This window comes from Paraburkholderia sp. BR14320, from assembly GCF_040948665.1.
In the GTDB taxonomy this organism is placed as follows: Bacteria; Pseudomonadota; Gammaproteobacteria; order Burkholderiales; family Burkholderiaceae; genus Paraburkholderia; species Paraburkholderia youngii.
Genome location: NZ_JBFPKG010000001.1, coordinates 158,791 through 183,120, shown reverse-complemented (window position 1 = coordinate 183,120; position 24,330 = coordinate 158,791). Strand labels below are relative to the sequence as shown.

Below are 24,330 nucleotides of genomic sequence, written 5' to 3'. Positions count from 1 at the left end.
CCAGATATTCCGCTGCGTTTGCGACGGTCAATTCAACCATGCTGCGTTTGCCGGTCCAGCTTGCGCCACGACTGGTGTAGCGCCCTTTTCATCGCGACCTGCACGACCGCCGGCCGTTGCGCCCGCTTCGTCTCGTTGCTGCGGGTGTCGTCGAAGGCCTGCTGGTAGCCGTCGATGAGCGCTTCCGCCATGCAACTGGTGATGACGCCCGGCAAGTCCGCGCTGCGCGCGGCGGTCGCGAGCGACAGTCCCAGCCTGAGCAGGTCGTGCGCAGGATTGCCGATCACGCATTGATCCAGATCCCTGATCTGGACTGCCACGTGACCCGCCGCATCCGCGACCGGGCCGAGATTCCCGAGATGACAGTCGCCACAGATCCACACGGGCGGACCATCGGGCAACGCGCCGGGAGCCTGGCTGTCGAGCCACGCATAAAAGCGCCTGGCGCCTCCGCGTACGTAGTCGTACGCCGATCGAGCCATTTTGTGCCGGCGAAGCTCTGCCAGAAGAGGCGCCCGTTGGTCAGGAGCCGGCAATTTCTTCGAGGACGCCTTTTCACAGTGCACCTCGCTACAACGGCCATCTGCCACAACCGCGTAGCTAAAACCGTGCCGCACCTGTCTTCAGCGGGCCGCGCGCCGATAGCCGCGATCATCGAGCCGAACGAACAGACCGACGATTTCCCGGGTGGGTATGCTGGCCGACAAGGTCGCGATCTTGATCGGAGTAAACCATCGGCATTGGACGATCTCATTGCCGGGCTCAGGTGATATGTCGCGCGCGAACTCGGCCAGGAAAACATGATGCCGCTTGTTCAGCCCGCCAAACTGGAACAGATACGTCAGGTGGACCTCGACGACGTTCGTTTCTTCCTCCAGTTCGCGTCGAGCTGCGTCCAGCGGGGTTTCGAGCCGCTTTATCGTGCCGCCGGGCAGCGACCAGCGCGAGCGCGAGCGAGCGACCAGGAGCAGTTTGCTGTCGCGTGCGCATAGGATTGTGGATCGATCTTTCATTTCCAGGTCGCGGGCATTCAGTCGTGGGAGCCGATCGCAGCACGACGAGCAAGCAGCGTGCGCGCTGACCCGATAAGTCACTGGCAGGCCGCGAGTTGTTCGACCCGGAGAAAGCTAAATACAATGCGATGCATGGCCCGAAGCACCGTCCCAATCAAGCCGGCTCGTGTCTTCGACTCCTTTGCGGATGATCGTGAGGACGAAGTGCGAGCTGCGCCAATCTGAGCGAGCACGCATGCGGAACTCCCACGAGCCGATAGCCGCCGGGCCCCGAGGCGCACTTCGGACGCCGACGCTCAGCGGCTCGTTGCTCGCGCTCGTGTTCTGGTGGCAGTCACTGACGCCAACGCTGATTCCGCGGTCGTGGGTAACGCAAACCGTCGTCGGCGCGTTTTGTCTGGCCATCGGCTACGGGGTAGGCACTTTGGCTGGCTGCGGGGTGAATCGGCTGCTGGAGCGATGGGGGCGCGTGCCCGGCAGCGAGATCCGCCGGCGCATAGGGATCGTTCTCGCGGCGGCGTGGCTCATTGCACTATTCGTTGGCGCGAAGCTATGGCTCGGCTGGCAGAACGAGCAACGTAGTTTCATGGGGATGACAAGCATCGGCTGGTTGGATGGCGTGCTGATGAGCGTGGTGTCGCCGTTGGCGGCGGTGCTGCTGGTGGTCATCGGGCGAGTGGCGGCCCGTGGTGTCGCGGCAGTCAACCGGGTGGTCCAGGGTCACGTGCCGTCGATCGTCTCCGTGCCGGCAACCGCGCTGCTCATCATCGTGATTGGCGTGGCGCTCGGTCGCGCAGTGGCTTTTCCCGCCCTCGCCACGGGCTCCGATCTCGTCCATGAGCCGAAGAACGAGAACACGACCGAGGGAACCTTGTCCCCCACGTCGCCCACGGTGTCCGGCAGCAGCATGTCGTTGGTCGCATGGGACAGCTTGGGACGCATGGGGCGCGACTTCGTCGCAACGGCGACAAGCAGGCAGGAGCTGGCGAAGTTCCACGGAGCGGATGCGAGGCTGGTAGATCCAGTGAGGGTCTATGTGGGGGTGCGTTCCGCGGATTCGCTCGAGCAGCGTGCGCGGATTGCGGTCCGCGAGCTCGAGCGCGCGGGCGGGTTCGACCGCAAAGTACTGGTCGTATGGATACCCACCGGCACGGGCTGGATCGTGCCCAAAGCCGCCGCCTCGCTGGAGCAACTGCACGGTGGCGACACGGCGATCGTGGCGATTCAATACTCCTTCCTGCCTAGCCGCTACGCGATCTTCATGGACGCTGGGCTCGCGGACGTGGCGGGCATCACGCTCTTCAACGCCGTTCGCGCCCGTTGGTCGACGCTCCCACCGCAAAAGCGGCCGAAGCTCATTCTGTTCGGCAAGAGCCTCGGCGCCGCGGGAGTGGAAGCGCCTTTCGTGGGAGCGGACGCATCCGCGTCGGTGGCCAATATGGTGGCCGCGACCGATGGCGTGCTGATCGCCGGCGCCAAACAGAGCAATCTCATCCATGCGCAACTCACTCGTGAGCGCGATCGCGGGTCGCCCTTCTGGCAGCCGGTCTTCAATGGGGGGCGTGTCGTACGGTTCCTGAATCGCGATCCGCATCAGGTGGCATTGAATGCCGACTGGTCGGCTCCGCGAATCGTGTACCTTCAGCATCCAGCCGATCCGGCTGTCCTCTGGAGCGTCAGCGCGTTCTGGTGGCCGCCGGAATGGATGGCTCCGCCTCGCGGCTTCGACATGCCTCGCGCGATGCATTGGTTTCCGATCGTCTCAGGCGTGCAGGCGGTGGGCGACATGATTCACCAACTCGCCGTGCCGCCGGGTTTTGGTCACAACTACTCTTCGGAGGATTACGTCAACGGTTGGGCCAGCGTGATGCCGCCCGACGGCTGGACGAAGGCCGACACCGAACGACTGGCGCGGTTCCTCGACAACGTCGCTGGCGACGAAACAGAACCGTGACCAGGCAGAAGGTGAACAGAGTGGAGCGATGCTAACGCCACGCCTGGGTGAATTCGCCGATGACCCGCGTCAGATGCGCCTGCATCGCCGTGCGCGCAGCGGTCGCGTCTCGCGCCATGATCGCCGAGAAGATGCGCTGATGCTCGTCCTGCGACGCCGCCCGCAATGCGGGAGTATGGAAGTGCTCCTCGATCTTTTTCCACAACGGGTCGGCGCGCGAGTTATCCCACATCGCAGTCACCACGAGCCGGAGCATTTCGTTTCCCGTCGCCCGCGCAATCGCCAGATGGAAATCACGGTCAGCGGCCTCGTTCGCCGACTTGTCGTGCATGTTTTCGCGCATCGCGCGCAACGCGGCGAACAGCCGGTCCAGGTCTGAATCCTTGCGTTCGGTAGCGGCCAACGCGGCGATCCCGCTTTCGATCACCACCCGCGCGCGCAGCGTCTCGATCGGCCCTAGCCCGCGCGGCAGTTTGAACATGGCGGAGCGCGGGTCCGGCGCGTCTGCCACATAGATGCCGGAGCCGACACGAACCTCGACCACGCCCTGCACTTCCAGCGCGATGATCGCCTCCCTCACTTGTGTGCGACTCACGCCAAAGCGTTCGGCCAGCGTGCGCTCGGAAGGCAGGCGCGCACGCGGCCCGACGTCGTCGGCGGCGATCAGATCGTAGATCTGTTTCGCGAGCCCGACATAGGAACGGTCGGTCGCGTCCTCATCGGCACCGCGGCCGTTCGGCGTGTGTGAAAGCTCGTCCATTCAGGATTTCCGAAAGCTTCGAAGCGGCCAAAGGATCGGTTCGAGTTCGACAAAATGGTACACCAATTGACGGATAAGCCCGCCACGGGCCCGGCGCCACCCTTCCTGGCCATCGGACCGAGTCAGCAGGGGTTTCAGACCGTTCGGCTTCGCCGCAACGCCGTGGTAAACCACTATCGCGCGCGGATTGGTATGCCAGTACTGTCAGACGTGACTGATTTCGGACGGCCCTTCGTTTTGCTTCGGAGGCGACGCCTTTGAATAAGTCGTTCCGCTGCTTCGGCGAGTCCGAATTCAGCCCCGCCGCAGCACATCCCGCAAGATTCCCTGCTTCACGCACAGAATTCGGCGGCGATTCATGACCGCCATGTTCGCCGGCAATCGGCAAGTTCAATCCAACAAAAAGGAGACGACATGCTTTCAGGAATCCAGGTGCTACGAGCGGCGGCGACCGCGGCATTCACGCTGTGCGCAAGCGCGGCTTTCGCGCAGGCAACGATCGTTTCCGGGCCGTCCAGCGATCCCACATGCATGGTCCCGTGGAAGAGCGACACGAAGTACATCAAGTATCCGAAGAAGAATGGGCCCTACCGGATCGCACTCGTGAACGGCTATATCGCGAACACGTGGCGTATCCAGATGATCAAGACGGCCAAAGCCTATGCGGCACAGCCGGCCGTCGCCGCGAAGCTCAAGGAGTTCAAGGTCGTCTCGACCGGCGAGGACGTGCCGGCGCAGATCTCGGCCGTCAACAACTTCATCGATGCCGGCTATGACGCGATCATCGTCGACGCGCAGAATCCCACCTCGTTCGGCCCCGCGATCCGCCGCGCGAAGAACGCCGGCGTCGTGCTGATCGCGTTCGACAACATCCTCGACAGCGAAGACGCGATCAACGTCAACGTCGACCAGTACGGGCTCGGCGTGCTGTGGGCGAAGTGGCTCGCGAACCACCTGTCGAACGGCGGCAAGGTGCTCGAGGTTCGCGGAGTGGCGGGCACGTCGGTCGACACGGACCGGCACAATGGTTTCATGAAAACCTTGGACGACACCGGCAAGAAGTGGAACGTCGTGCAGGTCTACGGCAAGTGGGACGACGGGGTCGCGCAAAAGGCCGCCGCCGACGCGATCGCCGTGCAGGGTCATTTCGATGGAATCTCGGCGCAAGGCGGCGACACGGGCGTCGTGCGCGCGATGATCGATGCGAAGCATCCGTTCGTGCCCTTCGGCGGCGAGACGGAAAACGGCTTTCGCAAGTTCTGCGCGCAGTACGGGGGCCAGGGCCTGAAGTGCACGTCGGCCGGCACCGGCCCAGCGCAGGTCGCAGTAGCGATCAAGACGGCGCTCGCCGCGCTGGACGGCCAGACGATCCCGGTCTCGATCAAGCTGCCGCTCGACGTCACCGACGATTCGAAGCTGAAGTCGGGCGTCAACTATTTCCCGAACGACTCCGACAACTTTTTCGTCGGCAACTCGTTTCCGACTTGCGGCATCAATTTCTCCGCGCAGGAGATCATGAAGCAGAGCCAGGGCAACCAGTGATCGGATGATGGCCGGAATGTGACGGGAGACGAAGCATGCCGCAGGATGCAGCGCAGCCGTTCTTTCAGATGTCTGGCGTGTCGAAAAGCTACGGCGGCGCGGTCGCGCTGGATCACGCCGAGCTCGCGGTGAAGAGGGGCCGCATTCACGCGATCCTCGGTGAGAACGGCGCGGGCAAGTCTACGTTGCTGAAGGTGATGTCCGGCGTCGTGCAGCCCGACGAAGGCACGATCCACTACGATGGCAGGCAGGTCTCGTTCGCATCCCCGGCCGAGGCGAACGCGGCGGGCATCGTGTGCGTGTATCAGGAGCTGTCGCTGATCCCCGACTTGAGCGTAGCCGACAACATCTTCGCTTCGAACCCGCCGCGACGTTTCGGCATGATCGACCGCCGGGCCCAGCGCCGCCAGGCCGAGGAAGCGCTCGCCCGAGCGGGCGCCGCCGACATCAATCCACTTGCGAAAGTCCGGGACCTGCCGCTGTCGCGCCAGCAGATGGTCGAGCTTGCCAAGGGTCTGGCGCACGAGCCTCGCATCCTGATCCTCGACGAAGCCACATCGGCGCTGACCGCGGCCGACGTCGCGCGCGTGATCGAGGTGCTCAAGCGCCTGCGCGACGAAGGGCTCGCGCTGCTGTTCATCTCGCACCGGATGCACGAGGTGAAGGCGCTCGCGGACGAATGCACGGTCTACCGCAACGGCCGTCATGTAATGAGCTTCGAGGCCGGCACACGCACCGACAACGAAGTCGTCGAAATGATGATCGGCCGCAAGTACCAGCATGTGTTTCCGGCCAAACCCGCCAACGGCCGCGCAGCCGCCCCGGCTCTCGCGTGTCGTGATCTCGCGTGGAACGACACGCTGCAAGGCATCAGCTTTTCGTTGAAGCCCGGTGAAATCCTCGGCCTGGGCGGCCTCGACGGACAAGGCCAGCGCGAACTGCTGCTCGCGCTGTTCGGCGTGTTGCGCGGTTGCGCGGGCACGATCGAGGTCGACGGCAAAGCGGTGTCGATCGGCAGCCCGAGGGCCGCGCGCGCCAACGGAATCGGCATGGCGCTGATCCCCGAGGACCGCAAGACCGAAGGCCTGATGCTGCCGATGTCGGTACGCGAGAACCTGTCGTTTGCCGCGCTCGATCGCATGTCCAGCGGCGGCGTAATCGATCGCGACCGCCAGCAGTCGCTGGTCGAGCGGATGATGGAGCTGCTCGCGATCAAGTCGTTCAGCGTCGATGCGCCGGTGGGCTCGCTGTCGGGCGGCAACCAGCAGAAGGTGGTCATCGCGAAGTGGCTGATCCGGCAGCCGCGAATACTGCTGCTCAGCGACCCGACGCGCGGTATCGACGTCGGCACCAAGCAGGAGCTCTATCAGCTGCTCAGGCGCCTCGCCGACGAGGGCGCGGCGATCGTGTTCTATTCGACCGACTACGACGAGCTGATCGGCTGCTGCGACCGCGTGCTGGTGCTGTACGAAGGCAGGATCAAGAAGGAACTCGTCGGCTCGGCGATCACCGAGCAGAACCTGATCGCCAGCGCACTGGACCTGCCCGTCGGACAGGTTTCGCCTTCCACGGGAGTCGCGCTATGAGCGGGCTGCGCTACTGGTATGCGGAGAATCGCGGGGCGGTGTTCGCGTTCGGCCTGTTCGTGCTGATGTTCGCGATCTATCTGTTCAACTATCCGTCCGCATTGTCGGCCAACGTGTTTCAGACGGCGGCGAACAAAGCGGTGCTGCTCGCGCTCGTCTCGATGGGTCAAGCGCTCGTCGTGCTGACGGCCGGCATCGACCTGTCGATCGGCATGACGCTGGTGCTGACGAATTGCATCGGCTCGTGGATCGTCACCGGCGATGCGCTGCACAGCGCGCTCGGCATCGCGGGCGTGCTCGCGGCGGGCGCACTGTGCGGCGCGCTGAACGCCGTGATCATCATTTTCGGCCGGCTGCAGCCGATCGTGACGACGATCGCGACGAGCGCGGTCTTCTACGGACTCGCGCTGCTGCTGCGCCCGGTACCCGGCGGCTCGATCAACGAGAACCTCGCCGACGCACTGACCGGCAAGGTCGCCGGCGTCCTGCCGGCGAGCCTGCTGATTCTGCTCGCAGCCACACTGCTCGTCTGGGTTCCGTTCAAACGCTCGGCAATCGGGCGCGCGGCGTACGCGACCGGTTCGTCCGAACCGGCCGCGTTTCTGTCCGCCATGCCGATCCGCCGCGCGAAGTTCGCGAGCTATACGCTGGCCGGCCTGCTCGCCGCGATCGGCGGCCTGTTTCTGACGTTCTTCACCGACACCGGCGAAGCGAGCCTCGGCAGCGCCAATTCGTACACGCTGTTTTCGATCGCGGCGGTGGTGATAGGCGGCGTGTCGCTGCTCGGCGGCAAGGGCAGCGCGATCGGCGCGATCTTCGGCGCATTCGCGTTTCGCTCGATCGGCGACCTGCTGTTCGTATTCAACGTCGATGCGCTGTGGCAGCCGCTATTTCAGGGTGTGATTCTTCTGCTCGCTGTCGCGATCGGCGCATGCGGGCTGTTCAGGGTACGCAACCGTCTGGAGTGGTTTCAATGAGCCACGTCTCGACAACCGGCCGCAGCACCTTCGTGTCGAAGCTCACGCGCAGAATCGACAAACCGATCGTGATCGCGTTCGCGTGCATCGTCGCGCTGCTGCTCGTCGGCGGGATGTTTTCGCGCAGCTTCACGTCGCCTGAGTACATCCTGCTGCAACTGAAGGTCGGCGCGTTCCTCGGCATCATCGCGACCGGCCTGATGATGGTGATCCTGCTCGGCCACATCGACCTGTCGCTGCCATGGACGATCACCGTCGGCGCAATGATGGCGTGCGCGGTAGCGGGACACGGCGAACTCGGACAGATCCTCGCGATTCCGGTGGGGATCGGTTGCGGCGTGCTGATCGGCGTCGTCAACGGCATCCTCGTTGCTCTTCTGCGCATTCCGTCGATGATCGCCACGCTCGCGACCAATGCGGTCGCGCAGGGCATCATGATCGTCTATACGGGCGGATCGTCGCCGCAGGATTCCGCGCCACAGGTGATGCGATGGCTCGCGGCGGGCTGGCTCGTACCGGGCGTGCCGAATGCGGTTGCGCTGTGGGTGGTGATCGGCGGCGTCACGGTGTTCCTGCTGTCGCGGACGACCTTCGGCCGCACGCTGTACGCGATCGGCAATACCGAGCGCGCCGCGTATCTGTCCGGCATCAATACGCGGCTCGTGACCGTGGCCGCATTTGCGGTGTGCAGCGGATTCGCGGCGTTCGGTGGCGTATTGCTCGCCGGCTATGCATCGAAGGCCGCGCAGTCGATGGGCGATGCCTACCTGCTGCCGGCGATCGCGGCAGTCGTGCTCGGCGGCACGTCGATTCTGGGTGGCCGAGGTTCATACCTCGGCACGGTAGCGGGCGCGATCCTGATCACGCTGCTGCAGTCGATCCTTTCAGTCGCGCAGATGCCGGAGGCTGGACGTCAGATCATCTACGGCGTGGTGATAGCGGCGATGCTGCTGCTGTATGGACGCAGCAAGCGGGAAACGTAGCCCACGGCCACGCTCGCGCTCATCCATGCGCATCCACCCACGCGCGTGCCCAATCGAGGCCTGCATGGTGGGCTTCTTCCTCGCTATCGAATAGTCCGAGAATGCCCGATGCTTCGACCAGCTTTCCGCCCCGGGTGATGGTTCCGCTCGCCGCATAGCGCTCCGGTTGCAGGATGCCCTCGCCTTCCTGCTGAAGGATGGCATGCCCCCACAACGTGTAGCCGTCGTAGTCGCTGGTTTCCATTAGCGCACGGCCCTGACGGTTGCGGCGCGAGTGGGCATGCGATGCGCATTCTCTTCGAGTGTCATTAACGGCGGAATCTCTGACATCTCCGGTTTTACCGTCGGCATGGTCTGCTGCATGTGGCGCGCGGTAGCAATAGTCATAGAAATGACGACGCGAAAAATATAGCACCGGTTAACGCTTCAGTGGTGGCGACCATCGGGGCTTCGCGCATGGGGTGGTAGTCGGCGTAGCCAACGGTTCGATTCGACGAAGGAACGTTTCGTGCGAGCGCTACAGCATCCCCGGTTTCGGACGATCAGCCGCATGCACTCTCCCCCCGACAGACGCACCGCGTCCCCCACCGCACAAGGTAGTGCGCCCGCTTCATCGTCGCAGCCTGCCCGCTCGTGGGCCGCCGATCTCGGACCGGGGCTGGCAAGCCTCGGTTGCGATAACGACCCCAGCGGCATCGCCACCTACTCACTCGCGGGCGCGTGGTACGGCTACGACATGCTGTGGACCTGCATACTGTCGTATCCGTCGATGGTTGCGCTGCAACTGGTCTCGGCGCGCGTCGCCGCCGTCACCGGACATGGCCTGACGGCGAACATGCGCACCCACTATTCGCCGGTGTTCTTCTATTTCGCTGTGGCGCGCTTCGTGATTGCGAACACGCTGAACATCGCCGTCAATGTGATGGCGATGGCCGCAGTTATCCAACGCTTCACGCATGGGCCGCTCTGGTTGCTCGCGCTCGCATGCGGTTGCACGTCGATTGCACTGCAGTGGTTCATTCCGTATGCGCGCTATGCGCAGGTGCTCAAATGGTTGATGCTGCCGATGTTCGCGTACGTCGGCGTGCTGCTGATCGTCGATGTGCCGTGGCACACGGTCGTGCTGCGCTCTCTGGTGCCACACGTCGAGTGGAAAGAAGAGTTCGTGACCATGCTGATGGCCGTGCTCGGTACGACGATGAGTCCGTATCTGCTTTTTTCGCAGGCCGAGCAGGAAGCCCAGCAAGAACATCGGCAGCACCAACAGCACGCCGCGCGGGGCGATCGACGTTCGTCGCAGCAGCTTCGCCGATTGCGTAACCAGACCTTGATGCGCACCGCGTTATCGAGCGTGGCGGCATCGTGCATGATGATTGCGGCTGCGGCGACGCTGCATGGCGCACAGACGCAGCCCGGCGAGCCCACGGAGCTTTCGCGAGCGCTCGAACCGCTGCTGAAGGGCTATGCCGGCCCCCTGCTCGGGCTTGCGCTGGTCGGCTCGGCGCTGCTCGCACTACCTCCGCTTGCCGGTTCCGCTGCGCAAGCGGTCGCGAGTTCCTTCGACTGGCCCCACGGCAAACAGCGTGATCGGCGCATTGCCGTTTTGCTCATCGCGCTCGCGGGGCTCGGGACGCTGCTTGGTCTCGCGCTCGGCCTGTGGCGCGTCGATCCTGTCAAGGCGCTGTACTGGAGCGCCGTCGTCAACGGTATGACGATTACGCCCGTGCTGGTGCTTCTCGTGCTGCTGAGTGCGAAACGCGAAGCGGTCGGCGAACTCGTCGCGCATTGGTCTTTACGCGCGCTGTGCTGGCTCGCGACCCTGACCACCGGCGTGGTCGTGGTCGCGCATTTCGTGCTCGAAGCGGTAGAGCGTGTGTCGCGATGAGCCCGGGCTACTTCACGCTTCGTAGATGTTCAGCGAGGCGCGCGAACATCGCGTCGCACCGGTTCAGTTGTTCGACCGTGATGAACTCATCCGGCTTGTGGCCCTGATCCATGCTGCCGGGTCCACAGACCACGGTTGCAATGCCCGCCTGCGTGAACAGTCCGCCTTCCGTACCAAAGGCGACCGTTTCGTATTGTTTCGATCCGCTCAACAGCGCGAGCAGGCGTGCCACGTCGCTATCTGGCGAAGTCGCGAGTCCAGGATACGCATTCAGCATTTGCACGCGGACATCGGTATCGGGCTGCACCGCGCGCATCTTCGGCAGCAGTTCGCTTGCCGCGTAGGTTTGCAGTTGGTCCACCACCCTGTTGGGATCGAAGCCCGGCACGCCCCGCACTTCGAAATCGAACTCGCATTCGGCGGGCACGATATTCAGCGCGCGTCCGCCCTTGATGACACCGGTCTGCACCGTCGAGAACGGCGGATCGAAACGCGCGTCATGGTGTTCCGGCTGCGCGAGTTCGTCGCCAATCTGCTCGAGCCGGTTGATCAGCCGCGCCGCGTATTGAATCGCGTTGACGCCCTGCGGCGCGTACGCGGAATGACATGCCGCGCCCTTCACGTGGCAGCGCATCGCGAGCTTGCTCTTGTGGCCGAGCACCGGTTTCAATTCGGTCGGCTCGCCAATCAGACACATGCGCGGCCTATGCGCGCGCTTTTCGAGTTCGGCCAGCATCGGCCGCACGCCGAGACAGCCCACTTCCTCATCGTATGAAAACGCGAGATGCACCGGCACTTCGAGCTTCAGCCTCAGGAATGCGGGCACTGCCGCCAGCACGGACGCGATGTAGCCTTTCATATCCGCCGTGCCGCGTCCGTACAGACGCCCGTCTTTCTCGGTGAGACGAAACGGGTCTACGGTCCACGCCTGACCGTCGACGGGCACCACATCGGTATGCCCGGAGAGCACGATGCCACCACGGTCTCGCGGCCCGATGGTGGCGAACAGATTTGCCTTGGTGCGATCGTCGTTATGGAACAGCTCGCTTTCCACACCTAGATCCGCGAGGTATTGCCGCACGAAGCCGATCAGCTCCAGATTGGAGTCGCGGCTGACGGTCGCAAAACCGATCAGCCGTTCGAGCAGCGCACGGCTCGACAGCTCACTCATCGCCGGGCACTCCGTAGCTCGGCGCCGCGGTCGGATTCAACGCACGCGCGATGTAGTCCCGCATCTGCGGCCGATACGCTTGCCATAGCGCGTCGAGTTTGCCGATCGGATCGTCATCCGCCCAATCGACACGCAGATCGACGACCGGCCAGACGTGTGTATCGACGATCTTCAGAGCCGCCGAATGCACGGGTCCGGCTTCTCCGCCTGCTTCGACGGCAGCATGCATCGCGTGCAGCAGACGATCGGCGAGCGCGCCTTGTGCGCTCTCGAACGCTTTCACCATCGCGTCGATCACCGGCTTGCCGGCGAGCAGATTACCCGCTGCCACACACTGATTTCCCGCGACCGCGTGATGCACGCCGAGGGCTTCCTTGCCGGTAAACAGCGCGGTTCGACCTTCGCTGTCGACCACCGTCACCTGCCGGTACTCGCTCCATTCGCTCGCGCCCAGCGCCCGTTCGAGCGCCGCATCCGGCGCGATACGCTCGCTTTCGAGCAGATCGAGAATCTGCGGGCCGAGCGCGGGCAGCGTCACGTTCTGCGTCGCCACCGCACCGACGCCCGCGCGCACCCACGGACACCGCGCACCCACCGCAATGCTCGACGAACTGATCGCGATACCGAGTTGACCCGTCTTCTCACAACGTCCGACGATCGAGAATGTCATGGGAATCCCTTGAAGCCTGCGTCGGCGTCCAGTTGTCCGGAATCACGGCGATCACGTCGATTTCCATCAGCCACTGCGGCTGGCCGAGCGCGCTGACGCAAAGCCCCGTCGAAATCGGATACACGCCCTTCAGCCACTTGCCGACTTCCTGATACACCGGCTCGCGATAACGAGGATCGGTGATGTAGGTCGTCGTCTTGACGATATGCGACAGGTCGCTGCCCGCTTCCTCCAGAAGCTGCTTGACGTTCTTCATCGCCTGCTCGGCCTGCGCGCGCGGATCGCCGAGACCGATCAGGTTGCCGTCGAAATCCGTACCGACCTGGCCGCGCACGTAGACCGTATTGCCCGCGCGAACCGCCTGGCAAAGATCGTTATCGAGCGACTGGTTCGGGTACGTGTCCTTCGTATTGAACATACGGATGCGGGTATGCGTAGGCATCAGTTCACTCCCACTTCTTTGGTCTTCGGCGCGTGCGATGCGTCACACGCGGTATCGGGTGCATTCGCGGCATGCGCGCCGCGCGCGTCCTGCTGACGCTGCGACGCGTCGCGATAGGCGAGGTATTTGCGCTGCGTGACGATGTGATCGGCGATGTGCCTGGCGTCGTGCCAGACGCCCCAGATAAACGACGACGCGCGCCGCGACAACCACGGCAAGCCGAGGAAATACACGCCAGGCTCCTTCGATACGCCGCGTTGATGCTGCGGCTTGCCTTTATCGTCAAACGCGTTCACGTGCAGCCAGCTGAAATCGACCGCATAGCCGGTGGCCCAGATGATCGTGCTAACCCCCGCGTTCCGCAGATCCAGTTCCGGCAGCGGATGCGTCACGCACTCCGGGTCCGGTGGAATCAGCCGTGCGTCGGGGTCTTCCGGCAGGTCGACGCCGTTGCGCTCGATGTAGGCGTCGGCGGTGTCGAGCAGCGACATCAGGTATTCGTCGCCACGCTTCAGATTGACGGCGAGGTCGGGTTCGAAGGTCACAACGCGATTCGCGAACGATTTCGTGGTGCCGACGAGCGTCATGCCGCGCTGCGCGAGCCGGCGAAAATCGATGGTCTGGCCGCCGTATGCGCCGCTGACGGCGATCGTCACATGCTCGCGTCCCGGCACCGCGACTTCCTTGTCCCATTCACCGAGCACACCCAGCCACCAGCAGAAATCGCGGCCGCGATAGGCGCGCGGCGGACGGTCATGCGCGCCGACGGACAGATAAACCTTACGGCCCGAGCGTTGCAGTTCGTCGGCGATCTGCACGCCGGACGACCCCGCGCCCACCACGAGCACCGCGCCCTCGGGCAGTTGCTCAGGGTTCCGATAGTGGGCCGAATGAAGCTGCGTGAGTTCGAGGTCCTGCGGCGCGATGGGGGGAATGACGGGACGCTGGAACGGCCCGGTCGCAACGACGACGCGACGAGCTTCGATCGTGCCGTCGGACGTTGCGACCGCAAATCCTGCCCGGCCCTTCAGACGCTCGACGCTCGTGACTTCGACGCCGGTGCGGATCGGCGCATTGAACATGCGCGCATAGGCTTCGAAGTACTCGGCGACCTGATCCTTGCCGGCGAAGCCATCGGGATCGAGTCCTTCGAACTCCATATTAGGGAAGCGGTCGTGCCAGGCGGGACCATTCGCGACCAACGAGTCCCAGCGGCAGGTGCGCCAGCGTTCCGCGATGCGGTCGCGCTCCAGCACGAGATGGGGCACGCCGAGTTTGCTCAGATGTTCGCTCATCGCCACGCCAGCCTGACCCGCGCCTATGACCAGCGTGTCGATCGACAATTTTTCAGCCGCCATGGCCTTCTCCTTCTGAAATACGCTCTGGATTCGGGTCTCTCGGTCGGACAGAATGTACGCCGCGCGGCGGCCAACAAAAACTATATTTTAAAAATGCTCTGCATCGTTTTTCGCTATGCAATCGAAAATTGTCGAGCGACAATCGGTTCGACCGAACACGGAGCAATTGATGGACGGCACCTCGATCCGCTACTCGTTGCGTCAGCTCAGGTATTTTGTCGTCACGGCCGAAACGCTTTCGTTCACCGCCGCGGCAAAGCGGCTGCACATCTCGCAGCCGTCTATCTCGACGTCGCTCGCGGATCTGGAGGAATCGTTCGGCGTCCAGCTGTTCATCCGCCATCACGCGAGCGGGTTGTCGCTCACGCAACCGGGCCGCGATCTGCTCGGCCACGCTCGCAATCTGCTTCAGAACGCCGAAGAATTACAGCTGACCGCAACCGAAATCGACGGCGGCATGTCGGGCTCCATTTCGCTCGGCTGCATGGTGTCGCTGGCGCCGCCGCTGATGCCCGGCATCATCAGCCGCTTCGTGCAGGATTATTCGGCGATCACCTTCCGTACCACGGAAGCGCATCAGGACACGCTTTTGAGCGGCCTGCACGACGGCTCGCTCGATATCGCGCTGACCTACAGCCTCGATATCACCGATGGAATCGCGTTTACCCCGCTGCTTTCGCTGCCCCCGTATGTCATCCTGCCCAAAACACACAGGCTTGCACGGGCGCGCCAGGTGTCGCTGGCCGATCTGCTGCCCGAGCCCTATGTGATGCTGGATCTTCCGCATAGCCGCGAGTACTTCTCCGCGCTGTTCGACGCGGTCGGCAGCCGCCCTACCGCGGCGTTCCGCTCGTCACAGCCTGAAGTGGTGCGTGGCATGGTCGCCAACGGCTTGGGTTACAGCATACTCAACTTCCCGCTGAAGTCGACCCGGACTGTGGACGGCGAAGACTTCGTGATTAAACATTTCAGGGAGAGTGTCAATGCGACGACGCTTGGCATTGCGCTATCGGGCGCCGTCAAGCCGCGCGAGGTTGTGAAACGCTTTTCGGCATTCTGTGAAACGTATATCCGGCGTCTGCGCATCAGCTAACAGGAGCCCGCAAGTGTCACTGCATAGCCATGTGCTATGCGCTGCATGCAAAAACAATATTTTACCTAGTAATTTGGATTGTTAGATTGGTGCTCATCGGATGCAAACACTGATGGGGGGCCCCTATGTCAGCCATTCTTCAGTCGACGGACACTGAGCTCGACATCGTTCACGCGCTGCGCGAGAACTGCGAGCGTCCGTTCGAGGATGCACACGCGATGCCGCCGGCCGTCTACACGTCGGAGGCGTTTCTCGCGCTCGAGCAGCGCGACGTGTTTCGCAACGAGTGGCTGTGCGTGGGCCGCGCGAGCGCGCTGGCACAGACCGGCGACTATCTGACCGCGCAGATCGACGACCAGCCGGTGTTCGTGCTGCGCGATGCGAGCGGTGCGCTACGCGCGTTCTCGAATGTTTGCCTGCACCGGATGTCGGTATTGCTCGAAGGGCGCGGCAACGTGCGCCGGATCGTCTGTCCGTATCACGCATGGAACTACACGCTCGATGGCTCGCTCGCGGGCGCGCCGTTGATGGATCAGCAACCGGGCTTCTGCAAAGACCAATACAGGCTGCCTGCCGTGCGCTGCGAGAGGTGGCAAGGCTGGATTTACGTCACGCTCAACGCGCACGCGCCTTCGGTCGAATCGCATCTGTCCGAACTGGCGAAGCTGATCGCGCCATACGGCATGGGCGACTACGTCGAGACCTTCCACGAGGAACACGTGTGGGACACCAACTGGAAGATCCTCGCGGAAAATTTCATGGAGAGCTACCACCTGCCGATGCTGCATCGCGCAACGGTCGGACCGCACTCGAAGCTCGAAGAAATGGAATGTCCGCCGGGTTTGCCTGCGTTCAACTATCACTGGATCACCAAGGAAGCATCGCTGCCGATCGGCAACGCGCATCCGGCCAACACGCGTTTGCAAGGGCACTGGCGCCGCACCACCGCGCTGCTGGCGATCTACCCGACCCACCTGATCACGCTGACGCCCGGCTACTTCTGGTATCTGATCCTGCAGCCGCGCGGCGTCGGCCAAGTGCATATCCGCTTTGGCGGCGGCCTCGCGCCGGAATTCGTCGACGATCCGCGCGCCGCCGAGTACATGTCTACGCTCAAGACCCTGCTCGACGAAGTCAATGCCGAGGACCGGCGCGGCGTCGAGGCGGTGTTTCGCGGCGTGCACGCGCCACTCGCGAAGCCCGGTCATCTGAGCCCACTCGAACGGCCGAATTACGACTTCGCCCGCTACCTGGCGGGACGCGTGGGCGCGACGTGATCCGCCGCCCCACGTAGACCGCCAACACTCTGCCGAGATGCCCATGTCAAGCCAACCATTTATCTCGTTCGACGGCGTCAGCAAGTCATACGACGGCGTGCATAGCGTCGTCGAGGGACTCGATCTCGACGTCGGGCACGGTGAATTCGTTTCGCTGCTCGGTCCGTCCGGTTCCGGCAAGACCACGACACTGATGATGCTGGCGGGATTCGAATCGCCGACCCGCGGCGAAATCCGCCTCGCCGGCAAGCGCCTGGACGACAAGCCGCCGCATCGGCGCGATATCGGCATGGTGTTTCAGAACTATGCGCTGTTCCCGCACATGACGATTGCCGAGAACGTCGCGTTTCCGCTGTCCGTGCGCAAGGTCAGCCGCAGCGAACAGAAAACGCGCGTGACGCGCGTGCTCGACATGGTGGAGTTGTCGCATCTGGCGGGGCGGCGTCCGTCGCAACTCTCGGGTGGCCAGCAGCAGCGTGTCGCGCTGGCCCGCGCGCTGGTTTTCGAGCCGAGCGTGGTGCTGATGGACGAGCCGCTCGGCGCGCTCGACAAGCGCCTGCGCGAAACCATGCAATACGAAATCATGCGGCTGCATCGCGAACTGTCGCTGACGATCGTCTACGTGACCCACGACCAGAACGAAGCGCTGACGATGTCGAACCGCGTCGCCGTGTTTTCCGATGGACGCATCCAGCAGGCCGCCACGCCGACCGAACTCTATGAAAACGCGGCGAATGCATTCGTTGCCAATTTCGTCGGCGAGAACAACGGACTCACTGGCCGCGTCAATTCCGACGGCGGCGAATGGGCCGCGATGCAACTGGCCGACGGCAGCACGGTGCGCGGACGCCCAGGCGCCGGGCTCGCGTCTGGCGACACGGCGATGCTGGCGCTGCGTCCCGAGCGCGCGCACATCGCCGCAACGCCGGAAGCCGTGCAGGAAGCGACACGTCAGAACATGAACGTCGTGCACGCGCTGGTCGAGGAGCTCGTCTACTGCGGCGATCATCATCGCGTGCATCTGAAGCTCGGCCATGGCGAAAGCATGGTCGTCAAGGTGCCGAATACACAGCATCATGATCTGCCCGCACTCGGCCGCCAGACCGCCGTGACCTGGCGACGCGACGACTGCAAGGTGCTACCCGCGATGGCGGCCGCGCCGAAATCCTCCGCCGCGTCCGGCGGCGCCGACTATTCCACTGTTGCCGTTCCCTCGTCCGCCTCGCCACTTATCGCAGGAGCCAACTAGAAATGAAGACCACGTTCTCGTCATTCCGGACCACCCTCGGGGCATGCGCGCTCGGGATGTTTGCCACGGCCACGGTTCACGCGGCCGATACGATTTCCGTCGTCACCTTCGGCGGTGCGTATGAAGCGGCCGCGAAAAAAGCATGGTTCGAACCGTTCACCGCTAAAACCGGCAACCAGTTCTCCACCGAGTCCTACGATGGCGGCCTCGCCAAGCTGCAGGCAATGGAGCAGTCGAAGAACCCGACCTGGGATCTGATCGACCTCGAAACCAACGACGCGATCACCGCCTGCGACGAAGGCCTGATCGCCAAGTTCGACAGGAAGGCCCTCGGCAACACCAGCGACTTCCTGCCGGGCTCGATCAGTGATTGCGCCGTCAGCGCGATGGTGTGGTCCACCGTCTATGCGTACGACAGCAGCAAGCTGAAAACCGCGCCGACCACCATCAACGATTTCTTCGACCTGAACAAGTACCCCGGCAAGCGCGGCATGCGCAAGTCGCCGAAGGTCGCGATGGAATGGGCGCTGATCGCCGATGGCGTGGCGCCCAAGGACGTCTACAAGACGCTCTCCACGCCTGCCGGCGTCGACCGCGCGTTCAAGAAGCTCGACACGATCAAGCCGAGCATCGTCTGGTGGGAAGCGGGTGCGCAGGCGCCACAGCTGCTCGCCGACGGCGCGGTCGTGATGACGCAGGCGTACAACGGCCGTATCGACGACGCCGTGCACAAGGACAAGAAGCCGTTCAAGATCGTCTGGGATGCGCAGGTGTACGACTACGAATGGTGGGCGGTGGTCAACGGTGCGAAGCATGCCGACGCGGCGCAGAAGTTCATCATCGCGTCCTCGACGCCGCAAGCCTATGCGGATCTGTCGAAGTACATCGCGTACGCGCCGCCGCGCAAGGACGCCATTCCGCTGATCGACAAGGCGCGTCTTAACGATCTGCCGACGGCACCGGACAACTTCAAGCGTCCGCTGCAGATCAACGCGACGTTCTGGGCCGACAACGCGGATGCGATCAACAAGCGGTTCCAGAACTGGCTGACGCAGTAACGCCGGATCGAACGAACGTCACCCGAGAGATCGAGCACGATGAATACGCCGCTGCCATCCACCGCCCCTTTCGGCCGCGGCCCGCAGGCCGCGAACCGCGAGTCGTTCAGGGCTGCGCGCCGCAAGGCCGCGATGCGCGCATTGCTGCTGGCTTTGCCGTTGCTGATCTTTCTGCTGGTGACGTTCGTCGCACCGATCGCCAGCCTGCTCGCGCGCAGCGTGCGAAATCCTGAAGTGCGCACCGGCATGCCGCAGTTGAGCGCCGCGCTGGCCGGATGGGACGGCGCGGGCGTGCCCGGCGAACCGGCGTTCGCCGCACTCGCGCACGACCTGAAGGGCGCCAGCGAATCCGGCCAGCTCGGCAATATCGCGCGGCGCATGAACTTCTATCAGCCGGAGTTCCGCAGCCTGCTGTTCAAGACGGCGCGTGCCACACGTTCGGAAACACCCGCGCAATGGAAACCCGCCCTGATCGATCTGGACGAACGCTGGAACACGCCGGAAACCTGGCGTCTGCTCAAGCGTGCGTCGATCTCGCCCACACCCGACTATTTGCTGAACGCCGTCGACGCGCAAGTCGCGCCTGACGGTTCGGTGACGTCCGTCGCGGCGGACAGCGCCATCTTCCGCGCGGCGTTCGGGCGCACGGTCACGATCAGTGCGACGGTCACGCTGCTGTGCCTGGTGCTGGGCTACCCGGTCGCGTATCTGCTCGCGACGCTGCCGGAGAACCAGAGCAACCGGCTGATTCTGTTCGTGATCGTGCCGTTCTGGACCTCGCTGCTGGTGCGCACCACCGCGTGGTATGTGCTGCTGCAACCCGGTGGCGTGATCAATAGCGCGTTGCTCCGCTTCGGCATCATCAACCATCCGCTGCCGCTGATTTTCAATCGCACGGGTGTGTTGATCGGCATGACGCATATCCTGCTGCCCTACATGATCCTCGCGATCTTCTCGGTCATGAAAGGCGTGCCGCCCGTGTACATGCGCGCGGCGAAATCGCTCGGCGCGCATCCGGCCGTGGCCTTCGCGCGTGTGTATATCCCGCAGACGCTGCCGGGTGTCGGCGCGGGATGTTTTCTCGTGTTCGTGCTCGCGCTCGGCTATTACATCACCCCCGCCCTGCTAGGCGGCGCCGGCGACGAAATGATCAGCCAGCTGATCGCGTCGCAGACCAACGATCAGCTCAACTGGGGACTCGCGGGTGCGCTGTCGTGCTATCTGATCGCATTTACAGCGGTGTTCTATTTCATCTTCAACCGGCTGGTCGGTATCGACCGCTTGCGCTTCGGCTGACGCGCCGCGCAAGCGCCGCCAAGTAGTTGTCGCTCATTCGGATAGTTGATCAACAGGCAGACTCAGATGAAAGACGGACGAACCCGGCTACTCTCGGAACGCATCGCTGGCGCCGGACTGCGCGTGCATTGCGCGCTGATTTTCTTTTTCCTCGTCGCGCCGATCCTCGCGATCGTGCCGCTGTCGTTCAACTCCGGCTCGTTCTTCTCGTACCCGATGCAGGGCTTCTCGCTGCGCTGGTACGCGCAGGCGCTGAGTTCGCCGGACTGGCAACGCGCGTTTGCCAACAGCATCGGCATTGGCGCGGCGTCGACGCTGATCGCGACGGTGCTCGGCACGCTGGCCGCGCTCGGCTTGAGCCGCGCGCAGTTTCCGTACCGTTCGATCATCATGCCGATCATCGTGTCGCCGATGATCGTGCCGATCGTCGTCGTCGCGGCGGGGTTTTATCTGGTCTTTTCGCCGCTCGGGCTGGTCAATTCGTACACTGGCGTCGTGCTTGCGCATGCGGCGCTCGGTACGCCCTTCGTGGTGATCACCGTGACGGCTTCGCTGCTGTCGTTCGATCAGAGCCTGCTTCGCGCCGCGTCGGGTTTGGGCGCGCAGCCGTGGGTCGCGTTTCGTCGCGTCACGCTGCCGCTGATCACGCCGGCCGTCGCGACGGGCAGCGTGTTCGCATTCGCGACGTCGTTCGACGAGGTGATCGTCATTCTGTTCATTGGCGGCCCCGAGCAGCGTACCGTGCCGCGGCAGATGTGGAGCGGCATCCGCGACCAGATCGACCCGTCGATCCTCGCCGTGGCCACACTGCTGATGGCATTCGCGATCGCCCTGTTCGCCTGCATGAACTGGCTGCGCAAGCGCGCGGCGGCAGCCAGCCGCTCATTTGCGTGAGCCGACTGTTGCGCCAGTATGATGACGTGAAGATGCGACTGGATGGCCTCGCTCTGACCGTGGAGCGTTGCTAACCGCTGTGCGGCGAAGCCGGAACTCCTGGCGCGGCGGTCCTTGACAGTTAGTTGCAGTTTTATAAAGAAAAATATTGAGCGCGTGAGTGCGTGACGATATGCTTCGCATCGCCGCTAAACCACATGCAACGACCGAGGGTCGGGAAGGAAACGACAACATGCGATTGCGACGCATCACCGCACGACGCTCACCCGTGCATGGCATGGGACTGTTCGCGCTGCAGCCGATCGCCGCAGGCGAACGGGTCATCGAGTACAAGGGGGAAGTGACCAGCTGGCGGCGCGCCGCCGCCCGTCAGCGAGCCGATGCGGGCCACACGTTCGTGTTCGGTCTGTCCGATGGACGCGTGATCGACGGCAGCCGCGGCGGCAACAGCGCGCGCTTTCTGAACCATGCGTGCGCCCCCAACTGCGAGGCCATCGAAACGGGCGACCGGGTGTTCATTCATGCGCTCGCCACCATCGCACCCGGGGAAGAGCTTTTCATCAACTACGGTCTGTCGGTGGACGGTGCGGTCACCGACGACATTCGCGCCCAGTACGCGTGTCATTGCGGTGCACCTACATGTCGTCGAACCATGCTGGGAAATGACGGGTAGTCGCGTCTCGCCGTTGCCAATGCGAACTTGCGACGCAAAGCGGTAGTAACTATTAAGCCGGCGGTTAAAGCAACATGATTTACTGCCCCGGCGGCTCTTTTACCTGGCTCTCTGCCGGTAGGTTAGGCGTATGGCCAGACAGGTTACCGCGGTCGCTTGGCGCTCGAGAACGCATTCTTAACACCTGAAGTTCAAGCGCCGCATTAAATAACTCGTCATGCCGATCCTTCGTCATTTCGCCTGAACGAAGCTGACGTTCGAGAATGAGACAATCAGTTTCGGTTTCGAGCTCAATATCCAAAAGACGGAGCGTGCCAAGCTGCGTAATATCTGGTTGCGCGCGGCCGAGCCCATTCAGCAAAGCATTTCTTATTTGGATGAACTTCGGCAGTCTTTCGCGAAGAAGCGGTGACAGTCGTTGATAATAATCGCCGTCATCCATCAGTTGCTTCATTGCGGAGGACTCGACTATCACTGGCCCGTCTTTCGATGAAGGCACGGCAATATCGTTACCCTCCAACTTCAATTCCCCGATTTGTTTGAGTGACGAGAGCTGGTTCCTGATCGATTTGGCATCTTCGATTGCGGCAAGCAACGCACCGTCCAATCGTTTTTCTGTCGGATCGGACGTAAAGATCAGCGGCCAAAGAAAGAACAGAACTGCCAAAAGAAGACTCAGAACTCCGACGAAAGTCCCAACAAAAGTGAGCTTGCTGGGTAAAGACCATTTATCCCATTGTTCTTTCGTCGGAATCAGGAGCCAGTTTCGCATTTAAGTGCCCCTATCAGCAACTTCGTTATCCGGAGACCGCTATCCGCCCCAGCTTCGACGGTGATTCCCCTGGCAATACAGAAGTATATTGCACGGAAGATAGCTCGTTGACCCGGTTCCAGACACGTGGCTCGACGACGTGACACAGATCGCCGACAATGCGCACTGCAAAGCCATCAATAGCAAATGACCAAAGGAAGGTAACAATGTCTATAGCGAAGACCAGAGCCACTCCCTATTACGCGGTGATCTTCACGTCCATCCGAACCCCCGGGGACAATGGGTACGGAGACATGGCCGATGCAATGGTCGAAGCGGCCGCTAAACAGCCCGGATTCCTGGGTGTCGAGTCTGCGCGGGAGGAACTCGGAATTACGGTTTCCTATTGGGATAGCCTCGAATCCATCGCCGCCTGGAAACGGGATTCAATGCATCTGGTAGCACAACAGGCCGGGCGGGAAAAATGGTACGAATCCTACAAAACCCGCATTTGCCTTGTTGAGCGAGACTACGACTTCTCGAAAATCTAGTTTCCCGCGCCTTGTCTGTTGACTGCGCGGCCCTGCCGGCCGTTCGCGCGACCTGGCTGCCGATGAAAGCCGTGGTCGCGGGTTGACCGGTGCAAGTGCCGAAGATCGAAGAGGATCGCCCGCGTTGTGACACGGCTCGGCCGCTACCCGCCTCCCCTCATCTCACCGTCATGAGCGCTTCCTGCCAGCCCCTGGTGGCGGCGCTCCACCCTTCGAGCTTTTCAAGCCACCCTGCGCGCCTGCCGCGCAGCGGCCAGCGTGCCACGCAACCCTTCGAACGAGTAGAGCGCGAGTGCTGCCCAGATTGCGCCGTAGCCGATCGCGCGCACGGACCCGAACGGCTCGCCGTAGATCAGCACGCCAGTGAGGAGCTGAAGTGTGGGGGTCACGTACTGGATCAAGCCGAGCATCGAGAGCGGGATGCGTCGCGCCGCAGCCGCGAAGAGCAGCAGCGGCACGGCTGTGATAGGCCCGGCGGCGGCCAGCAGCAGTTGCAATCCGAGCGACGCATGCGCGAAATGGCTCGCGCCGGCCATGCCGATCATCATCAGATAGACGATCGCCACCGGAAAGAGCAGCACCGTTTCGAGCGCGAGGCCTTCGAGCGCGCCGAGCTTTGCAGTCTTGCGCAACAGGCCATAGCCGCCGAACGTCAGCGCGAGCGCGAGGCTGATCCACGGCGGCGCGCCGTTTTGCCAGGTGAGCCAGGCCACGCCGAGCGACGCAAGTGCCACCGCGCACCATTGCAGCGAGCGCATCCGCTCATGCAGGAAAACGAAGCCGAACAACACGTTGATCAGCGGATTGATGAAGTAGCCGAGGCTCGCCTCGACGATATGGCCTGCGTTCACGGCCCAGATGTAGATGCCCCAGTTGGCCGAAAGCAGCGCGGCGCTCGCGGAGAAGCGGCCGACCAGGCGCCTGTCGCGCAGCGCGGGCCGCAGCCAAGCCCAGTGGTGTCGCGCGACGAGCACGGCGAGGATGAACACGAGCGACCACGCCATCCGGTGGGCGAGCATCTCGAGCGCGGGAATCTGGTGGAGCGTCTTGAAGTAGACGGGAAAGAGCCCCCAGATGACGAAGGCGGAAAAGGCGTAGACGATGCCGGGGTTCATGGTTGGTTGTAGTTGGCCGGTGCGCGTGGTCG

At 63.2% G+C, this 24,330-nt stretch carries 23 protein-coding genes and 1 pseudogene; 14 read left to right on the top strand and 10 right to left on the bottom strand.

Annotation, left to right across the window (positions count from 1 at the left end):
* Positions 1 to 44: 44 nt before the first annotated feature.
* Together AB3X89_RS00885 and AB3X89_RS00880 are read right to left on the bottom strand one after the other, a co-directional pair.
* Positions 45 to 566: pseudogene (locus tag AB3X89_RS00885) on the bottom strand (DUF2252 family protein); the annotation flags it as partial.
* A 57-nt stretch (positions 567 to 623) separates the two neighbouring features.
* On the bottom strand, positions 624 to 1,013 hold the full coding sequence (locus tag AB3X89_RS00880) for an NUDIX hydrolase (protein ID WP_368581372.1): 390 nt from the start codon (positions 1,011 to 1,013) through the stop codon (positions 624 to 626).
* Positions 1,014 to 1,320: 307 nt separating this feature from the next.
* On the opposite strand from AB3X89_RS00880, the gene AB3X89_RS00875 reads away from it, so the two are divergent.
* Entirely contained in the window at positions 1,321 to 2,967 is a 1,647-nt protein-coding gene (locus AB3X89_RS00875) for an alpha/beta-hydrolase family protein (protein ID WP_368581371.1), read from the top strand.
* Between the two features lie 31 nt (positions 2,968 to 2,998).
* On the opposite strand, the gene AB3X89_RS00870 is transcribed toward AB3X89_RS00875, so the two are convergent.
* Positions 2,999 to 3,727 carry a FadR/GntR family transcriptional regulator gene (locus AB3X89_RS00870; RefSeq protein ID WP_368581370.1) on the bottom strand — a complete coding sequence of 243 codons (729 nt, stop codon included), beginning with the start codon at positions 3,725 to 3,727 and terminating at the stop codon, positions 2,999 to 3,001.
* Between the two features lie 414 nt (positions 3,728 to 4,141).
* Here AB3X89_RS00870 and AB3X89_RS00865 point away from each other — a divergent pair, with 414 nt between their 5' ends.
* Genes AB3X89_RS00865 through AB3X89_RS00850 form a run of 4 tightly spaced genes read left to right on the top strand, consistent with a single transcriptional unit; the run spans position 4,142 to position 8,815 of the window.
* On the top strand, positions 4,142 to 5,269 hold the full coding sequence (locus AB3X89_RS00865) for a sugar ABC transporter substrate-binding protein (RefSeq protein ID WP_368581369.1): 1,128 nt from the start codon (positions 4,142 to 4,144) through the stop codon (positions 5,267 to 5,269).
* A 35-nt stretch (positions 5,270 to 5,304) separates the two neighbouring features.
* Positions 5,305 to 6,855: a sugar ABC transporter ATP-binding protein gene (locus tag AB3X89_RS00860; RefSeq protein WP_368581368.1), complete on the top strand. Its 1,551-nt coding sequence runs from the start codon at positions 5,305 to 5,307 to the stop codon at positions 6,853 to 6,855.
* Positions 6,852 to 7,832 (top strand): ABC transporter permease, encoded by a 981-nt coding sequence (locus AB3X89_RS00855; protein WP_368581367.1) that lies wholly within the window; start codon positions 6,852 to 6,854, stop codon positions 7,830 to 7,832. The genes AB3X89_RS00860 and AB3X89_RS00855 overlap by 4 nt, the downstream gene beginning before the upstream one ends.
* Entirely contained in the window at positions 7,829 to 8,815 is a 987-nt protein-coding gene (locus AB3X89_RS00850; RefSeq protein WP_368581366.1) for an ABC transporter permease, read from the top strand. Before AB3X89_RS00855 ends, AB3X89_RS00850 begins: the two co-directional genes overlap by 4 nt.
* 19 nt (positions 8,816 to 8,834) lie before the next feature.
* Here the strand turns inward: AB3X89_RS00850 and AB3X89_RS00845 are convergent, their stop codons facing one another.
* Complete coding sequence (locus tag AB3X89_RS00845; RefSeq protein WP_176111200.1) at positions 8,835 to 9,059, bottom strand: hypothetical protein; 225 nt, start codon at positions 9,057 to 9,059, stop codon at positions 8,835 to 8,837.
* Between the two features lie 306 nt (positions 9,060 to 9,365).
* On the opposite strand from AB3X89_RS00845, the gene AB3X89_RS00840 reads away from it, so the two are divergent.
* Positions 9,366 to 10,700: an NRAMP family divalent metal transporter gene (locus AB3X89_RS00840; protein ID WP_368581365.1), complete on the top strand. Its 1,335-nt coding sequence runs from the start codon at positions 9,366 to 9,368 to the stop codon at positions 10,698 to 10,700.
* 7 nt (positions 10,701 to 10,707) lie between these two features.
* On the opposite strand, the gene argE is transcribed toward AB3X89_RS00840, so the two are convergent.
* Genes argE through AB3X89_RS00820 form a run of 4 tightly spaced genes read right to left on the bottom strand, consistent with a single transcriptional unit; the run spans position 10,708 to position 14,341 of the window.
* Positions 10,708 to 11,871, bottom strand: coding sequence for an acetylornithine deacetylase (argE, locus tag AB3X89_RS00835; RefSeq protein WP_368581364.1), 1,164 nt, complete (start codon positions 11,869 to 11,871; stop codon positions 10,708 to 10,710).
* A complete protein-coding gene (locus AB3X89_RS00830) occupies positions 11,864 to 12,541 on the bottom strand; it encodes a DUF1028 domain-containing protein (protein WP_368581363.1) in 678 nt (225 codons plus the stop codon). Before AB3X89_RS00830 ends, argE begins: the two co-directional genes overlap by 8 nt.
* Positions 12,513 to 12,983 (bottom strand): RidA family protein, encoded by a 471-nt coding sequence (locus tag AB3X89_RS00825; RefSeq protein WP_368581362.1) that lies wholly within the window; start codon positions 12,981 to 12,983, stop codon positions 12,513 to 12,515. The genes AB3X89_RS00830 and AB3X89_RS00825 overlap by 29 nt, the downstream gene beginning before the upstream one ends.
* On the bottom strand, positions 12,983 to 14,341 hold the full coding sequence (locus tag AB3X89_RS00820; protein WP_368581361.1) for a flavin-containing monooxygenase: 1,359 nt from the start codon (positions 14,339 to 14,341) through the stop codon (positions 12,983 to 12,985). Before AB3X89_RS00820 ends, AB3X89_RS00825 begins: the two co-directional genes overlap by 1 nt.
* A 169-nt stretch (positions 14,342 to 14,510) precedes the next feature.
* On the opposite strand from AB3X89_RS00820, the gene AB3X89_RS00815 reads away from it, so the two are divergent.
* The 7 genes from AB3X89_RS00815 (at position 14,511) to AB3X89_RS00785 (ending at position 21,881) form a co-directional block, all read left to right on the top strand.
* Positions 14,511 to 15,434: a LysR substrate-binding domain-containing protein gene (locus tag AB3X89_RS00815; RefSeq protein WP_368581360.1), complete on the top strand. Its 924-nt coding sequence runs from the start codon at positions 14,511 to 14,513 to the stop codon at positions 15,432 to 15,434.
* A gap of 125 nt (positions 15,435 to 15,559) precedes the next feature.
* Complete coding sequence (locus tag AB3X89_RS00810) at positions 15,560 to 16,711, top strand: SRPBCC family protein (RefSeq protein ID WP_368581359.1); 1,152 nt, start codon at positions 15,560 to 15,562, stop codon at positions 16,709 to 16,711.
* 43 nt (positions 16,712 to 16,754) lie between these two features.
* Complete coding sequence (locus AB3X89_RS00805; RefSeq protein ID WP_368581358.1) at positions 16,755 to 17,960, top strand: ABC transporter ATP-binding protein; 1,206 nt, start codon at positions 16,755 to 16,757, stop codon at positions 17,958 to 17,960.
* A gap of 2 nt (positions 17,961 to 17,962) precedes the next feature.
* On the top strand, positions 17,963 to 19,018 hold the full coding sequence (locus AB3X89_RS00800) for an ABC transporter substrate-binding protein (protein ID WP_368581357.1): 1,056 nt from the start codon (positions 17,963 to 17,965) through the stop codon (positions 19,016 to 19,018).
* Positions 19,019 to 19,057: 39 nt separating this feature from the next.
* Positions 19,058 to 20,314: an ABC transporter permease gene (locus AB3X89_RS00795; protein WP_368581356.1), complete on the top strand. Its 1,257-nt coding sequence runs from the start codon at positions 19,058 to 19,060 to the stop codon at positions 20,312 to 20,314.
* A gap of 66 nt (positions 20,315 to 20,380) precedes the next feature.
* Positions 20,381 to 21,208 carry an ABC transporter permease gene (locus AB3X89_RS00790; protein ID WP_368581355.1) on the top strand — a complete coding sequence of 276 codons (828 nt, stop codon included), beginning with the start codon at positions 20,381 to 20,383 and terminating at the stop codon, positions 21,206 to 21,208.
* 232 nt (positions 21,209 to 21,440) lie between these two features.
* Positions 21,441 to 21,881: an SET domain-containing protein gene (locus AB3X89_RS00785; RefSeq protein ID WP_368581354.1), complete on the top strand. Its 441-nt coding sequence runs from the start codon at positions 21,441 to 21,443 to the stop codon at positions 21,879 to 21,881.
* A 79-nt stretch (positions 21,882 to 21,960) separates the two neighbouring features.
* Here AB3X89_RS00785 and AB3X89_RS00780 read toward each other — a convergent pair whose 3' ends face one another.
* Entirely contained in the window at positions 21,961 to 22,653 is a 693-nt protein-coding gene (locus AB3X89_RS00780; protein WP_368581353.1) for a hypothetical protein, read from the bottom strand.
* Positions 22,654 to 22,859: 206 nt separating this feature from the next.
* On the opposite strand from AB3X89_RS00780, the gene AB3X89_RS00775 reads away from it, so the two are divergent.
* The gene (locus AB3X89_RS00775; RefSeq protein ID WP_368581352.1) at positions 22,860 to 23,183 is read left to right on the top strand and encodes an antibiotic biosynthesis monooxygenase; all 324 of its coding nucleotides are present in this window, start codon (positions 22,860 to 22,862) and stop codon (positions 23,181 to 23,183) included.
* Positions 23,184 to 23,404: 221 nt separating this feature from the next.
* Here the strand turns inward: AB3X89_RS00775 and rarD are convergent, their stop codons facing one another.
* Complete coding sequence (gene rarD, locus AB3X89_RS00770; protein ID WP_368581351.1) at positions 23,405 to 24,298, bottom strand: EamA family transporter RarD; 894 nt, start codon at positions 24,296 to 24,298, stop codon at positions 23,405 to 23,407.
* Positions 24,299 to 24,330: the final 32 nt, after the last annotated feature.

Coding starts and splice junctions, on each gene's coding strand:
- argE (WP_368581364.1), bottom strand. CDS start 11,871: ATGAGTGAGCTGTCGAGCCGTGCGCTGCTCGAACGGCTGATCGGTTTT.
- AB3X89_RS00780 (WP_368581353.1), bottom strand. CDS start 22,653: ATGCGAAACTGGCTCCTGATTCCGACGAAAGAACAATGGGATAAATGG.
- AB3X89_RS00870 (WP_368581370.1), bottom strand. CDS start 3,727: ATGGACGAGCTTTCACACACGCCGAACGGCCGCGGTGCCGATGAGGAC.
- AB3X89_RS00880 (WP_368581372.1), bottom strand. CDS start 1,013: ATGAAAGATCGATCCACAATCCTATGCGCACGCGACAGCAAACTGCTC.
- AB3X89_RS00785 (WP_368581354.1), top strand. CDS start 21,441: ATGCGATTGCGACGCATCACCGCACGACGCTCACCCGTGCATGGCATG.
- AB3X89_RS00825 (WP_368581362.1), bottom strand. CDS start 12,983: ATGCCTACGCATACCCGCATCCGTATGTTCAATACGAAGGACACGTAC.
- AB3X89_RS00800 (WP_368581357.1), top strand. CDS start 17,963: ATGAAGACCACGTTCTCGTCATTCCGGACCACCCTCGGGGCATGCGCG.
- AB3X89_RS00805 (WP_368581358.1), top strand. CDS start 16,755: ATGTCAAGCCAACCATTTATCTCGTTCGACGGCGTCAGCAAGTCATAC.
- AB3X89_RS00850 (WP_368581366.1), top strand. CDS start 7,829: ATGAGCCACGTCTCGACAACCGGCCGCAGCACCTTCGTGTCGAAGCTC.
- AB3X89_RS00810 (WP_368581359.1), top strand. CDS start 15,560: ATGTCAGCCATTCTTCAGTCGACGGACACTGAGCTCGACATCGTTCAC.
- AB3X89_RS00830 (WP_368581363.1), bottom strand. CDS start 12,541: ATGACATTCTCGATCGTCGGACGTTGTGAGAAGACGGGTCAACTCGGT.
- AB3X89_RS00840 (WP_368581365.1), top strand. CDS start 9,366: ATGCACTCTCCCCCCGACAGACGCACCGCGTCCCCCACCGCACAAGGT.
- AB3X89_RS00865 (WP_368581369.1), top strand. CDS start 4,142: ATGCTTTCAGGAATCCAGGTGCTACGAGCGGCGGCGACCGCGGCATTC.
- AB3X89_RS00815 (WP_368581360.1), top strand. CDS start 14,511: ATGGACGGCACCTCGATCCGCTACTCGTTGCGTCAGCTCAGGTATTTT.
- AB3X89_RS00790 (WP_368581355.1), top strand. CDS start 20,381: ATGAAAGACGGACGAACCCGGCTACTCTCGGAACGCATCGCTGGCGCC.
- rarD (WP_368581351.1), bottom strand. CDS start 24,298: ATGAACCCCGGCATCGTCTACGCCTTTTCCGCCTTCGTCATCTGGGGG.
- AB3X89_RS00820 (WP_368581361.1), bottom strand. CDS start 14,341: ATGGCGGCTGAAAAATTGTCGATCGACACGCTGGTCATAGGCGCGGGT.
- AB3X89_RS00775 (WP_368581352.1), top strand. CDS start 22,860: ATGTCTATAGCGAAGACCAGAGCCACTCCCTATTACGCGGTGATCTTC.
- AB3X89_RS00795 (WP_368581356.1), top strand. CDS start 19,058: ATGAATACGCCGCTGCCATCCACCGCCCCTTTCGGCCGCGGCCCGCAG.
- AB3X89_RS00860 (WP_368581368.1), top strand. CDS start 5,305: ATGCCGCAGGATGCAGCGCAGCCGTTCTTTCAGATGTCTGGCGTGTCG.
- AB3X89_RS00855 (WP_368581367.1), top strand. CDS start 6,852: ATGAGCGGGCTGCGCTACTGGTATGCGGAGAATCGCGGGGCGGTGTTC.
- AB3X89_RS00845 (WP_176111200.1), bottom strand. CDS start 9,059: ATGGAAACCAGCGACTACGACGGCTACACGTTGTGGGGGCATGCCATC.